Source organism: Campylobacter concisus (assembly GCF_001298465.1).
Taxonomy (GTDB): Bacteria; Campylobacterota; Campylobacteria; order Campylobacterales; family Campylobacteraceae; genus Campylobacter_A; species Campylobacter_A concisus.
This window is the reverse complement of the sequence record NZ_CP012541.1, coordinates 859,923-874,144: the sequence shown is the minus strand read 5'-3', so window position 1 is coordinate 874,144 and position 14,222 is coordinate 859,923. Positions and strand designations below refer to the sequence as shown.

At 38.1% G+C, this 14,222-nt stretch carries 13 protein-coding genes; 5 read left to right on the top strand and 8 right to left on the bottom strand.

From position 1 onward, the window contains the following. The 4 genes from CCON33237_RS04475 to CCON33237_RS04460 are packed head-to-tail and all read right to left on the bottom strand — an operon-like array spanning position 1 to position 2,995. The gene (locus CCON33237_RS04475) at positions 1-474 is read right to left on the bottom strand and encodes a DUF3972 domain-containing protein (RefSeq protein WP_054196573.1); all 474 of its coding nucleotides are present in this window, start codon (positions 472-474) and stop codon (positions 1-3) included. A gap of 12 nt (positions 475-486) precedes the next feature. Beyond that, positions 487-981 carry a 5-(carboxyamino)imidazole ribonucleotide mutase gene (purE, locus tag CCON33237_RS04470; protein WP_021084425.1) on the bottom strand — a complete coding sequence of 165 codons (495 nt, stop codon included), beginning with the start codon at positions 979-981 and terminating at the stop codon, positions 487-489. Beyond that, on the bottom strand, positions 978-2,237 hold the full coding sequence (locus CCON33237_RS04465; RefSeq protein ID WP_054196572.1) for a peptidase U32 family protein: 1,260 nt from the start codon (positions 2,235-2,237) through the stop codon (positions 978-980). Before CCON33237_RS04465 ends, purE begins: the two co-directional genes overlap by 4 nt. Next, entirely contained in the window at positions 2,237-2,995 is a 759-nt protein-coding gene (locus CCON33237_RS04460; RefSeq protein WP_054196571.1) for a hypothetical protein, read from the bottom strand. Before CCON33237_RS04460 ends, CCON33237_RS04465 begins: the two co-directional genes overlap by 1 nt. 136 nt (positions 2,996-3,131) lie before the next feature. Between CCON33237_RS04460 and CCON33237_RS04455 the strand changes: the two genes are divergently transcribed. From CCON33237_RS04455 to CCON33237_RS04445, 3 genes are all read left to right on the top strand, one after another. After that, positions 3,132-3,911, top strand: a complete 780-nt coding sequence (locus tag CCON33237_RS04455; protein WP_054196570.1) for a histidinol-phosphatase — start codon at positions 3,132-3,134, stop codon at positions 3,909-3,911. A gap of 88 nt (positions 3,912-3,999) precedes the next feature. Continuing rightward, entirely contained in the window at positions 4,000-5,430 is a 1,431-nt protein-coding gene (glnA, locus tag CCON33237_RS04450; RefSeq protein ID WP_054196569.1) for a type I glutamate--ammonia ligase, read from the top strand. 331 nt (positions 5,431-5,761) lie between these two features. After that, positions 5,762-7,399, top strand: coding sequence for a DNA polymerase III subunit gamma/tau (locus CCON33237_RS04445; protein ID WP_054196568.1), 1,638 nt, complete (start codon positions 5,762-5,764; stop codon positions 7,397-7,399). Here the strand turns inward: CCON33237_RS04445 and ccoS are convergent. Together ccoS and CCON33237_RS04435 are read right to left on the bottom strand one after the other, a co-directional pair. After that, the gene (gene ccoS, locus CCON33237_RS04440) at positions 7,396-7,626 is read right to left on the bottom strand and encodes a cbb3-type cytochrome oxidase assembly protein CcoS (RefSeq protein ID WP_054196567.1); all 231 of its coding nucleotides are present in this window, start codon (positions 7,624-7,626) and stop codon (positions 7,396-7,398) included. The two genes, CCON33237_RS04445 and ccoS, sit on opposite strands and share 4 nt — an antisense overlap. Next, complete coding sequence (locus CCON33237_RS04435; protein ID WP_054196566.1) at positions 7,626-10,007, bottom strand: heavy metal translocating P-type ATPase; 2,382 nt, start codon at positions 10,005-10,007, stop codon at positions 7,626-7,628. The genes ccoS and CCON33237_RS04435 overlap by 1 nt, the downstream gene beginning before the upstream one ends. A 295-nt stretch (positions 10,008-10,302) precedes the next feature. Here CCON33237_RS04435 and rho point away from each other — a divergent pair, with 295 nt between their 5' ends. Together rho and CCON33237_RS04425 are read left to right on the top strand one after the other, a co-directional pair. Next, the gene (rho, locus tag CCON33237_RS04430; RefSeq protein WP_054196565.1) at positions 10,303-11,646 is read left to right on the top strand and encodes a transcription termination factor Rho; all 1,344 of its coding nucleotides are present in this window, start codon (positions 10,303-10,305) and stop codon (positions 11,644-11,646) included. Between the two features lie 153 nt (positions 11,647-11,799). Then, positions 11,800-12,270, top strand: coding sequence for a hypothetical protein (locus CCON33237_RS04425; RefSeq protein WP_054196564.1), 471 nt, complete (start codon positions 11,800-11,802; stop codon positions 12,268-12,270). A gap of 203 nt (positions 12,271-12,473) precedes the next feature. On the opposite strand, the gene CCON33237_RS04420 is transcribed toward CCON33237_RS04425, so the two are convergent. Both CCON33237_RS04420 and nusA read right to left on the bottom strand, forming a co-directional pair. Continuing rightward, positions 12,474-12,953 carry a GNAT family N-acetyltransferase gene (locus CCON33237_RS04420; RefSeq protein WP_054196563.1) on the bottom strand — a complete coding sequence of 160 codons (480 nt, stop codon included), beginning with the start codon at positions 12,951-12,953 and terminating at the stop codon, positions 12,474-12,476. After that, positions 12,953-14,056 carry a transcription termination factor NusA gene (gene nusA, locus CCON33237_RS04415; RefSeq protein ID WP_054196562.1) on the bottom strand — a complete coding sequence of 368 codons (1,104 nt, stop codon included), beginning with the start codon at positions 14,054-14,056 and terminating at the stop codon, positions 12,953-12,955. Before nusA ends, CCON33237_RS04420 begins: the two co-directional genes overlap by 1 nt. Between the last annotated feature and the right edge of the window lie 166 nt (positions 14,057-14,222).

Here is a 14,222-nt window from a genome sequence, read left to right as displayed (position 1 = left end):
CTACTTCTGTCCGTTAAAATTTTCAACCGCTTGGTTCCACATTAGCTTGTATTTTCGTTTTAAAAATTCAACTTCCTCTTGTGAAATTTTAAGCTGTTTTGTAAGAGTTTCTACCGTTTTTCTATCTTCGTCATAGAGCTCTTGCATAGAAATAAGCGCTTCTTTTAAAAATTTATTCTCATTTCTTAAGGTTTCAAGTGTCTCATCCTTTGCGTCAAGCACCTTTTCGTGTAAATTTAATATCGTTCCGATCGTCTTTTCAACAAAGCTGATACCATCTTGGCTTTGCGGCTGCAAGGATAAATTTTGCGAAACACTAGGCACCACGCTCATCGTTCCTTCGCTCGCTTCTATCAAAATTTCTCCATTTTCCTCTTTGGTTTTCAAAACGCCACGATTTATCATATCTTCGATAACTTCACGCTCTAAGTGCACAAGTTTGCAAAATTCATCAACACCAAGATATGTCTGCACCGCTTCTCCTTTTTACAGTATCACTTCAACCTTTGAAGAATCTTCCTCTAAAGCCTTTATCTTCGCCTCTCTGTCAGCTTTTAGAGCACTTGCTAACCCCTCATCTTCAAGGGCTAAAATTTGCACCGCCAAATAGGCTGCATTTATCGCTCCAGCCTTGCCGATAGCTAAGGTCGCCACTGGCATACCACTTGGCATTTGCACAGTTGAGTAAAGTGCATCAACGCCGCTTAGAGCTGAGCCAGCCATTGGTATGCCGATCACTGGCTTTGTAGTATTTGCAGCAATCGCACCAGCCAAGTGAGCCGCCATACCAGCAGCTGCGATAAAGACTTTTGCACCCTTTTTCTCAGCATTTGCGACGTACTCGCTAGTTCTTTTTGGACTTCTGTGGGCTGAGCTGATTATTAGTTCATATTTTACGCCAAATTTTTCAAGAGTTTTTGCCGCCTCACTAACTATCTCATAGTCACTTTTACTTCCCATTATAATAGAAACAAATTTCATATTTTCTCCCTTAAAAAGCTAAATTTTGGTAGCTTAATACCAAGGCTTATCTCATTTTCATTGCCACTATGAATTTCACTCATGACCTTACCTTTTTTGGTGATGAGCTGTTTAAATTTGATAAATTTCTTGCCCTCTTGTGAATAAACCTTTGAGATTTCATTTTCACTATCTTCTATAACCGATCTAGTAGGAGCCACGATCTCGTAGCTATTGCCTGGAAAAATTTTATATTTACACTTAAAAAACTCGCCATCTTCACTTATTGCATTTACCTGATGTGTGCCCTCTTCTAGGCTACTAAGGTGATTTTGCGTATCGGTTCGTTCATAAGGTCTATGCACTAAGTATCCATCTGTAAAGCCGCGATTTTTCAGCGTATTTATCTCATTTTCATAAATTTGCGCGTCAAATTTATCATCCATGGCGTCATCTATCGCCATTTTATAGGCTCTTGCTGTGCAGGCTGCGTAGTACTCGCTCTTTGTGCGGCCCTCTATCTTAAAGCTATCTATCACGCCGCTATCAACGATCTCTTTGATGTGCGAGATGAGGCAAAGATCCTTTGAGTTCATGATGTGAGTGCCGTTTTCATCCTCTTCTAAGCGAAAAAGCACGCCACTCTCTTCGTTTTTGGCGTAGAGTTCATACTTAAATCTGCAGTCGTTTGCGCAGCTGCCGCGGTTTGACATACGTCCGCTTTGCACTGAGCTTACTAAGCACCTGCCAGAGTAGGCAAAGCACATCGAGCCATGGACGAAAATTTCGATATCAAGGGTTGGAATTTCTTCTTTTATCTTTATAACATCTTTTAAATTCATCTCACGTGCCACGACGATGCGTTTTGCGCCCATATCGTGATAAATTTTAGCGTCCAGCACGTTCATAACGTTTGCCTGAGTAGAGAGGTGTATCTCGATATCTGGAGCGATCTCTTTTGCTAGGCTCATGACGCCTGGAGTTGCGATGATAAAGGCGTCTGGCTTCATCGCTGAGATGGTTTGCAAGTGCCTTTTTAGCGGCTCTATCTGAGAGTTAAAAGGAAAGGCATTTATGGTCGCATAAAATTTCTTTCCCTTTTCGTGTGTGTAGTCTATCGCCTCTTTGAAAGTCTCAAGGTTAAACTCCCTTGCCGATCTAGTCCTTAGCGAAAAGCTAGCCACTGAGCCATAAACGGCGTCGGCTCCGTATTCAAGGGCGATTTTAAGTTTTGTTAAATTTCCAGCTGGAGATAAAAGCTCAGGCCTTTTTAGCACTATTTTTTACCCAGACTTTCTATCAAGGCTTCGATGTCGTCGTTACTGACAAGGTTTTCTGTTGTTGTATCACCAGCGATATGAACAGCAGAGCCAACGCGTTTATCATCATCGATACGACCTTCAAACAAGGTATTCATATATTTGCTAAGTGCTCTCATAACGTTGATAACACGTTCGATCTTTTGCCTGTGGATGTCTTGATACTGCATCATATCCATAGCCATCATGATCTCATCTTGTCCCATTTGTAAATTTGAGATGATGTTATCGATCGTGCCAAGAAGCGAGTTGTTTTTCTCTAAAGCTTCGCTAAATGCGGCAATATTTGGAAATTTCTCACTTAGTGTCGTAAATAGCTCAACATTTGAGTTTATTGCGTCTTTTAGGCTGTTTGAGTCGCTCTCAGCATCCATAAAAAAGTTATTTATCGTCTCAAGCTTGTCAAACATCTGAGTAGCTTTCTCTTCGCTATCTCTTGTCACATCGTCAAGCTGATGTACCATTTTATGGTCTTCAGTAGGTGGTGGTGGTGGCCAAACGCCGTCTGCACTCACTCTGTAGTTTTCGCTCTGTTTTGAGCTACTCTCTGACTTTGCTTGTGACTCATCTGCTTTAGCACTAATTGCCTCTGCAACTTTTGCTACCTCGTCTGTTTCCTCTTTGACGTCCGCGACCTCTTGGCTGGCATCTTTAGTATCACCTGAATCATCCTCTAATCCGCCCGCCATAAGCGCGTCAAGTTCCTCTTGGGTCATAAAAGCTCCTAATAAAATTTGGCTTGATTATATAGGATTTAAATAAAAAGAAAGTTTAAAAAGTATGCGTTTATCTTTAAATTTATCAAATTTTAGGTAGCATTTTTGAAAAATAAACGACTTTAAAAGGCTAAAAATGACCGTCGATCTTCACAACCACACACCTCTTTGCAACCACGCAGTTGGCGAACCGCTAGAATTTGTGAGATGCGCCATAAAAGCTGGCACAAAATACTTTGGCTTTAGCGATCACGCGCCGATGAACTACGATGAAGCTTATAGGATGAAATTTGAAGAGATGCAAAGCTACGAAGACGAAATTTTACGTTTAAGAGACGAATTTAGCGGTGAGATAGAAATTTTACTTGGCTACGAGATGGACTTTTTAGATGGTTTTATGGACGAGCGAGTTTTTGCTAGAAAGGTTGATTATCTGATAGGCTCTGTGCATTTTTTTAACGGCTGGGCGTTTGACAACCCTGAATTTATCGGCGGATACGAGGGCAAAGACTTGGATCAAATTTGGCAAGAGTATTTTGACCACATAGAAAGATCAGCCAAACTTGGTAAATTTGACATTATGGGGCACATCGATCTTTTAAAACTCTTTAAATTTTTACCTAAAAAAGATGTCAGGATCCTAGCCAAAAACGCCATAAAAGCGATAAAAGAAGCAGATTTAGTTGTTGAGATAAATGCCGCCGGCTTTAGAAAGCCTATCGGCGAGCAATATCCAAGCGTAAATTTACTTGAACTAATAGCCGAAAAAGATATAACCATCACCTTTGGCTCAGATGCTCACGCAAAAGAAGATATCGGTAAAAATGGTGAAATTTGCGAGCAAATAGCTAGAGATTTAGGCTATTCAAAATGTGCTATTTTTAAAAATAGAGATAGAGAATTAGTAAAATTTTAGATTGGGTTCAAATAAAATATAAATTTAATCTTAAATATTAGGTTTTATGATAGAATACGAAAAATTTAAAAATTAAAAGGAGAAAAAAGTGGGAAAATTCGTCCAAAATATAGATCATTTTTTTGATTTTTGTAAAGAAAATGAAGTCAAATTTGTAGATTTTAGATTTACTGATTTAGGTGGGGCTTGGCATAGCATTAGCTATAACATAAAAGCTGTTACGAAAGAAAATTTCATAAATGGCATCCCGATGGACGCTAGCTCTATGCATGGCTGGCAACCGATTGATAAGAGCGATATGATAATGAAGCCAGAAGCTACAACTGCATTTTTAGATCCATTTACTTCCGATATTACAGTTGTTGTTTTTTGCGATATTTACGACATTTACAAAGGTCAAATTTATGAAAAATGCCCTCGCTCAATTGCCAAAAGAGCAATGCAGTACGTAAAAGATAGCGGTCTTGGTGACGAGGCGTATTTTGGCCCTGAGAATGAATTTTTTGTCTTTGACAATGTCAAAATCATCGATAGTCCAAACTGCGCGATGTATCAAGTAGATAGCGAAGAAGGCGAGTGGAACGATGCTACTGACTTCAAAGATAGCTACAACACAGGTCATCGCCCACGCAGAAAAGGCGGTTACTTGATGACTCAGCCAATCGACAGCATGGTAGATCTAAGAGCCGAGATGATGCAAGTTCTAGAGCAAGTTGGTCTTGAAGTCTTTTTAGGACACCACGAAGTCGCTCAAGGACAAGGTGAGATCGGCGTAAAATTTGGTAACTTAGTCGAAGCCGCCGATAATGTCCAAATTTATAAATACGTCGTTCGCATGGTCGCTCACCTAAACGGTAAGACAGTTACGTTTATGCCAAAACCACTTTATGGCGATAACGGAAGCGGCATGCACGTGCATCAATCAGTCTGGAAAGATGGTAAAAATTTATTCTATAAAGAGGGCAACTACGCAAATTTAAGTGATTTCGCAAGATACTATATTGGTGGTGTTTTAAAACACGCAAGAAGCGTTGCAGCCTTTACTAACCCAAGCACAAACAGCTACAAACGCCTAATCCCTGGCTTTGAAGCACCGTCTATCCTAACATACTCTAGCCAAAACCGCTCAGCAAGTATCCGCATACCTTATGGTTCAGGTGAAAAGTCAGTTAGGGCTGAGATGAGATTTCCAGATAGCACAGCAAACCCTTATCTAGCCTTTTCAGCGATGTTAATGGCGGGCCTTGACGGCGTTAAAAACAAATACGAGCCAGTTGGTCCGATGGATGAAAATTTATTTAAACTTCATCTTGATGAGATCAGAGAGCGTGGCATAGAACAGCTTCCACACACACTTCGTGGCAGTTTAGAAGCACTAATTCGCGATAATGAATACTTAAAGCCAATAATGACCGATCTTTTCATAGATACATATCAGCACTTCAAATTTGAAACTCAAGTTTGGCCTTACGAAGCACGTCCAACCGCTTATGAGTTTAAAACCTGCTTCTCTTGCTAAAAGAAGCTTACTTTATGATGCCTTGATTTCTCAGGGCATCTTTTACTTTAAAATATTTTTCAACAAATACATATAAATATACTAAATATTTAACATAAAATTTTATGTATTTTTATTATAAATTTTAAATCTAATCGGTTATGGATCATTATAAAAAGGGATATTTTTTATTTTTTGCAAATACACTAGGAATTTTATGCAAACATATAAAAATTTATCCGCCCTCATTAAACTAAAATAAAAAAATTTTAAAGCCAATTAAATATATAAATAATCATAAATTTATGCCTTTTTTTATAAAATCCTTGAACTTTATAAAAAGGATACTGCATTGCAAGCACTAGCTTTAAAATATCGCCCTAAAAATTTTGACGAACTAATAGGTCAAGAAGCAGTTAGCAAAAGCCTAATACACGCACTTGACGAAGGTCGCATCAGTCATGCGTATCTATTTTCTGGGCTTAGAGGCAGTGGAAAAACATCGAGTGCTAGGATATTTTCAAAAGCTTTAGTATGCGAAAAAGGACCTACCTCAAAACCATGTGAAGTATGCCCACAATGCATAATGGCAAATGAGTCAAGGCATATGGACATCATTGAAATGGACGCGGCTAGCCACAGAAAGATAGATGATATAAGAGAGCTAATAGAGCAAACAAAATATGCTCCAGCAATGGCAAGATATAAAATTTTTATAATCGACGAAGTGCATATGCTAACCAAAGAGGCATTTAATGCTCTTTTAAAAACGCTTGAAGAGCCACCAAGCTATGTAAAATTTATTTTAGCGACGACTGATCCATTAAAACTCCCAACAACGGTGCTTTCAAGAACGCAGCATTTTAGGTTTAAGCAAATAAGCAGATACAGCATCATTAAACATCTTGAGTTTATTTTAAGCAAAGAAGGCATTAGCTACGAAAAAGAGGCACTCGAAATTTTAGCAAGAAGTGGCGGAGGATCGTTAAGAGATACTTTGACACTTCTTGATCAAGCTATCATTTACGGGGCAAATAATGTCACGGCAAATGGCGTAGCATCAATGTTAGGACTTCTTGATCCAGAAAAGATCGAAGAGATAATAACTCATGTTTTAAATCACGATAAAAATGCTATTAGAGTACTTGTAAGCGAGCTTGAAAGCTATGATCCTGAGATGATAATAGATGAAATTTTGGCAAATTTAAAGCAAAAATTTATAGAAAACGACTCAAAAATTTCTCTACTTGTTTATGAGAGATTTTTTAGGATTTTGGCACAAGCTAAAGGTATGCTAAATGTAAGTAGCGACAATGGCTTTGTGCTAATGCTAATGCTTTTTATGATGATAGAAGCGCTAAATTTACAAGATATCGACGACGCTATAAATGAAGTGATCTCAAAAAATAACGAGAATTCCACTCAAATCACAGAAGTCATCACTCAAAAAAGCCAAGTAGCTCCTGCTAAAATGCAAGGTCCATACGAACTCTTCTTAACAAAAATTTATGATAGAAATTACGATCTTGGCGAGTTTTTTAAAGAATTTGTAGAATTTAGCTTTTTTAATAACAATGAGCTTGGACTGATAGTAAATGCAAAAGATGAAAATCTTAAATATTTTAAGAAAAATTGGAAAATTTTAAATGAGATATTGCGTACGCTTTTTGGACAAAATGCGAAGATAGTAAATGCAAAGAGCGATGAGCAAAAAGCACAAACTAAGACGCCTAAAGCCTCTTTAGAAAATAATGAAAAAAGCGAACTAGACGAGCTTGATGAGGAAATTTCAAGACTAAATGCAAATAACATTGAAACTAAAAATGAGCCAAAAACCGAGATAAAAAGCGAGCTACAAAACGAGAAAAACAGCTTTGCTTTAATGCTCAACAAAGAGCCAAAAACACCAGAAGAGCTTCAAAGACAAAGAGAACAAGGGGTTCTAAAAGAGGCCAATAGACTTTTTGGTGAGCCAACGATTGAGAGCTAAATTTTATCTTTATTAGATTTTGCTCTTTTTTTGAGAGCTTCTTTTTTGCGAAGCTCTAACTCATAAGCTTCATTTAGCGCCTCTTCATCATCTAAATTTGCTCCGTCTAAAAATTTTCGGTAGTCCTCAAATTGCTTATTTTTTATCCCCCAAAGCACGCCAAAAAGCAAAAATGCTCCCATCAAAACTGAGATAAAAACTAGCATCGCAAGTGTCGCGCTATCCATTATTTTTCCTTAAATTTTCTAACAATATAAAGCGAGTTTAAGATAACACTTAGCGAGCTAAGCGACATAAAAAGTGCAGCAAATAGCGGAATGACATAGCCACACACAGCAAATGGCAGAGCAAGAACATTATAAAGAAGACAAAAGAGCAAATTTTGCTTTATCGTTTTGTAAGTAAATTTTGAGATTTTTATGGCCTTCGCTAGACTTTTTAAACTATCATCAAGTAGCACTACATCGCTTCTTTCTGAGCTTATTGCCGCCCCACCTCCCATGCAAATGGCAACATGAGCAAGGCTAAGCGCGGCTGCGTCGTTTATGCCGTCCCCTACCATCAGCACCTTTTTGCCCTGCTGCTTGAGACCAGCTATAAATTTAGCCTTTTCATCAGGTAGCATCCCTGCTCTAAACTCGCTCACGCCAAGCTCATCTGCTACGTTTTTTACTACTTTTTGTACGTCGCCACTTAAGATACACACTTTCATGTCAGCATTCTTTAGCTCGTCTATCAAGGCCTTTGCTTCAGGTTTTACGCTATCTTTTAGGTAAAATTTCGCCACTAGCTCACCATTAAGCCCCACAAAAAAGCTCACATTTTCTTCAGCTTCATTAAAACTAATACCATTTTCAACTAAAAATCGCTTGCTTCCTGCATAAAATTTTTTACCCGAAATTTCAGCCTCAACACCCTTTGCCACGCTTAAATTTGTATTTTTAAGCTCTATTTTCCTTGCGCCTTTTTGCTTTAGAAATTTAGCCACTGCCACGCTTATTTGATGATTTGATATAAGAGCTAGCGAATAAATTTCATCTAAGCTTATGCTCTCTTTTATGAAAAGATCACTAACTTCAAATTCTGCCTTTGTGAGCGTACCAGTCTTGTCAAATACTGCTACATCGCACTTTGCAAGGCTTTCAAAAAATTTAGCCTCCTTAAAAAGCACTCTATTTTTAAAAGCCACACCAAGAGCGCAAACACTACTAACTGGCGTGGCAAGCGCAAGCGCACAAGGGCAAGCGATCACGATGACGCTAGCAGCTGTGACAATAGCTTCTGAAAAGCCAAATTTAAAGTACCAAAACCAAAATGTAAAAAATGCTAAAGTCAGCACACTAAGAGAAAATTTAGAAGCGATTTTATTGACTACCAGCTCGATATTTGGCTTTTTTAGCTCTGCAGTTTGGAGCAAATTTATGAGCTGGTTTAGATAAGAATTTTTAAAAATTTCCTTTGCCTCGTAGATGATTTGTCCATTTTGGCAAATGACGCCACTTTTTACCTCTTGCCCCAATCCCAAGGTCACAGGCAGGCTCTCTCCCGTTAGACTTGAGCTATCCACACTTGCCTCGCCACTAAGCACCACTCCATCAAGTAGCGCCCTCTCGCCAGATCTAAGCACAATCTTTTCGCCCAAATTTACATCTCTTGGCTCTTTTAAAACATCCTTGCCATCCTCCAAAATACACACCTTTGCAAGCAGCATATCATTTAAGAAATTTGAAGTCTCAAGCGCCTTTTTCTTACCCAAAATTTCTAAAAATTTACCGATAAAAACAAAGGTGATGATCATCGCAACTGAGTCAAAATAGCTCTCACCACTCCTCGTAAACATCGCATAAATCGAGTAAATATAAGTAATGCTAGCTCCGGTGATAACGAGCAGATCCATATTTGGCGAAGCGTTTTTTATGGCTATCTTTGCTCCTTTGAAAAACTCGCTACCAGTATAAAAAAGCACAGGCGTTGCTAATACAAACTGCGCAAAGCTTAAAATATCTTTTATATCGCCTCTTATACCACTAAAATACCCACTATACTGAGCAATGGCTAGCCACATAATGTTCATCGTAGCAAAGATACCAACTAGCGCTTTTGTGTAAAAATTTCTTCTTTTCTTAGCTAGCTCGTCCTCTTTTTGACTCGTAGCATAAGGCTTTGGGACATAACCAACGGCATAAATTTTTTCAATTATTTGCTCTACCAAAAGCTCTTGCTCATCAAAAACAATAACCGCTTTTTGATTAAGCGAGTTGATATTTACCTCCAAGACGCCAGGCAAGCTAAAAAGTGCCTTTTCAAGTAGCCAGATGCAAGCTGAGCAAGTGATGCCATCAATTAAAAATGAAATTTGACTAAAGTCGCCCTCTTTTGTCACAAGCTCACTAAAATTTGCCGCTAAATTTTTGATATTTGTACCGTTGCTCGCCGGTGTAAGTGTATTTTTACCAAGACGCTCATAAAACTCGCTAAGTCCATTTTCATTTAAAATTTCATAAACACCTTTACAACCAACACAGCAAAATTTAAGTCCGCTTTCATTTGAGATCATCACGCTTTCATCAAATTTTAATCTACAATGAGCACATCTACTTTGTGGCATTTTTACTTTCTTTTATCTAAAATTTTTACCAATATTATTGCATCACATGCCTATTGCGTACCATAATTTAAATACATAAATTTGAAGCAGACAAACTACAAAAATAGGCACAAATTTCTTCTTTTGTTATCGTTATAAAATGGCGAGATTATAGCAAATCAACCATTTTTGAGCAAAAATTTTATTTTATACCATTTCTTGACAACAAAGTTTTATTTTTATAAAATGCCAAAACTTTCAAAAACTTTTGAAGCCCAGAATTCTGCAATCTTATCCCCGCATTTAAAGAGGAAAAATGGAAAACAATAACCAAACTGAGCAAGGTGCTGCTCAAAGCACAAAAACTACAAAAAAACACCAAACATCAAGAACCCACGTACCAGTCGATGGACACAAGATCGAAGAGCTAAGAACGCTTAGTTTAGATGAGCTAGTGCAGATCGCAAATAGCGTTGGCGTCGAAAATCCACGCGAATTTCGCAGGCAGGATTTGATATTTGAAATACTAAAAACCCAGACAAAACAAGGTGGCTTTATACTATTTACTGGAATTTTAGAGATCACAAACGAAGGTTATGGCTTTTTAAGGGCTGTTGATGCAAATTTAAGCGACAGCTCAAACGACGCTTATGTTTCAAACTCACAGATCCGTAAATTTGCACTTCGTGTGGGCGACATCATCACTGGCCAAGTAAGAGAGCCAAAAGATCAGGAAAAATACTACGCTCTTTTAAAGATCGAGGCAGTGAACTACATGCCTCTAGCAGACGCAAAAGAGAGGCCGCTATTTGACAACCTAACCCCACTTTTCCCAACTGAAAAGCTAAATTTAGAATATGATCCAATGAAGCTAACGGGCCGTGTACTTGATCTTTTCACACCTATTGGCAAAGGTCAGCGTGGTCTCATCGTCGCACCTCCAAGAAGCGGTAAAACTGAGCTTATGAAAGAGCTAGCTCACGGTATCGCTAAAAATCATCCAGAAGCCCAGCTCATGGTACTTTTGGTCGATGAGAGACCAGAAGAAGTTACAGACATGCAGCGCTGCGTAAAAGGCGAGGTATTTAGCTCGACATTTGACCTGCCAGCGTTTAATCACGTCCGCGTGGCAGAGCTAGTCATCGAAAAGGCAAAACGTCTAGTTGAGATGGGCAAAGACGTCATTATATTGCTTGATAGCATAACCCGTCTAGCACGTGCCTACAACACAGTCACCCCACCAAGCGGCAAGGTGCTAACAGGCGGCGTGGACGCAAACGCGCTTCACAAACCAAAACGCTTCTTTGGCGCAGCTAGAAACATCGAGCATGGCGGCTCGCTAACCATCATCGCAACCGCACTAATCGACACTGGCTCGCGCATGGATGAAGTGATATTTGAGGAGTTCAAAGGTACTGGCAACAGCGAGATCGTGCTTGACCGCAATATCTCAGACCGTAGAATTTACCCAGCTATCAACGTGCTAAAATCAGGTACAAGAAAAGAAGAGCTACTTCAAAAACCTGATGAGCTTCAAAAAATTTGGGCTATTCGCTCTGCGATCGCCACAATGGACGACGTCGAAGCGCTTAAATTCTTATATGCAAAAATGCTAAAAACAAAAGACAACAAAGAGCTTCTCTCTATCCTAAACGAGTAAATTTAACTGAGCTTAAAGCAGTTGCTTTGAGCTCAAATTTCTTTTTTTACATCAAATTTCTCAATAAATCTTTCATGGTTATACTAATTTAAATTTTTCAGTTTTATTTTTTTTGTAAAATCCAAATTTCTAACTTATACAAAAAGGAAAAATATGAAAACTAAAGTCATTTTTTCAGGCATTACAGCAATACTTGCTCTTGCACTAACCGGATGTGGCGAACCTACAACTTTAGCAGAAATTTGCAAAGCTGACATGGGAAGTATCAAACATTTTAAAGGCGAAGTAAAAGTCTATAAAAGGGTAAATTATGACTTGGAATACAATATGGAAACCCAAAAAAAAGAATTAAAAGAAGACGGCATTAAAGGCTATCTGATAGTCGATAAAGATACAAAGGTTGATCTAGAAAAATTTAACGTAAAAGCTTTTGCTTACACTATACCAGCTGGTAGCGTAGATAAAGGAACACCGCATATGTATATCTTAAAAAAATATGATGACATAGGTGAAGGCGATAAAACAGAAGTTTTAGCAACACTAGAAACCTTAAATCCGAGATGTAATGTAGATGGCAGCCTAGAGCTTAAACAAAAAGATACAAAAATAATTGCAATAAAATAACAAAAGGTGGGCTAACCACCTTTTAATAAATTTATATCTTCTAGCTTTAACTTTCTTAGAACAAATTTCCCATAAAACTCTATAACAAAATATGACAATTCAAAACAAAAGAGACAAACGTGGGTCTTTATTTGGGATATACATATAAATTTTAATCACCAGCAAGCTCAAATTTCAAAGCAAATTTGAGCTTTTATTAGAAACTATAAATTTACTAGCTTTTCTAAATTTTCGCCGTCCAAGCGGTAGGTTCTCCACTCAAGAGATTGGTTTTTAGCACCCATGCTTTCATAAAATTTGATACTTGGCTCATTCCAGTTTAGGCAGCACCACTCAAGCCTCTTTAAATTTTCATCCTTACAAATTTGAGCTAGAAATTTAAAAAATGCTTTCCCAATACCTTGTTTTCTAAACTCTTTTTTCACGTAAATGTCCTCAAGGTACATCCCACCAAGTCCTAAAAATGTGGAGAATGTATAAAAGTATATAGCATAACCAATAGTCCTACTCTCACTCTCGCAGATAAGGGCTTTTGCATGGTTTTTATTAAAGATGGAGTCTGCAAAAATTTCATTTGTAAAAGTGACTTGATCACTCAGATTTTCATAGCTTGCAAGTTCTCTTACAAGCTCACAGATCACGTCTATGTCGTCTCTAGTTGCTTTTCTTATTTGAAATTTCATTAGTTATCACCAAAAAGTGCTTTTAGATCCTTGATCATGCCACCGTCGCTATCGCCACTGCTGGTTTTTGAGCCAAGCTCGTTTAGCTCGATCTCATAGCCTGTTAGCATGCTTGCAAGGCGGATATTTATGCCGTTTTTACCGATCGCTTTGCTCTTTTGCTCACTTGCAAGTGTAACAATCGCTTTGTTTTCCTCTATCTTTACCGATGTGATGATAGCTGGTCCCATCGCACGAGCGACAAATATCGCTGGTTCGGTGGCATATTCGATCGCATCGATGCTTTCGTTATGAAGCTCTTTGCTTACGGCATTTATCCTAACGCCCTTTGTGCCGACTGTTGCGCCGACTGGATCGATGTTTGGAGTGGTTGAGATGAGTGCTACTTTGGCCCTTTCACCAGGGATTCTAGCACTTCCTTGAATGATAATACCGCCATCTTTTATCTCAGGCACTTCAGAAGTCAGCAGTGCTTCAAGAAATTTTGGTGAAGTTCTTGAGAGTTCTACTTTTATGCCTAAATTTTTATCTGTAAAAACTTTTCTAATGACAGCTTTTACGACGTCTCCTACTTTAAATTTCTCGCCTTTTATACGGCTTTTACGTGGTAAAACAGCGCGAAGCTCGTCAATTTCAATAAATGTATTTTCATCATTATCGACTCTGACAACTGGCCCAAAGACCATGTGACCGCTCATCTCATTATATTTTTGTAAAATTTTCTCTTCGACTAGGCGCTGGATGTGGTATTCAAGCTCCTTGTGAAGTGTTTGGGCGGCTGTTCTGCCAAGATTATCAAGGCTTAGCTCGTAAGTTAGTTCATCGCCGATTTCAACACCGCTATCTATTTTCTTAGCCTCTTTTAAACTCAAAAAGTGCTCATTGTCTTCTTCTAGCCTCTCGTCATCGTTTGCTACAATTAAAATTTTTTGATAAAGCTTTAAATTTTTATTTGCATCAATATTTACATCATACTCATAATTCTCGCCATAAACTCTCTTTGCTGTATTTATCAAGGCTCTTATAACGCGCTCTTTTACATCTTCTATCTCTAAATTTTTCTCATTTGCAATTGACTCGATGATATCTGAAATTCTTTCCATTTTTTCTCCATTGTAACGATAAATTTCGGGGATTTTTCGTGAAGTTCTGGAATTATACATAAGCCATACTTTTAATAAGTTTAAGCTTATTATTAACTTTTATTTAATCCTTTTTTTATGATGTTTTGGATATATTGACCGATTAAAATTTAAGATTTTGAAAGGA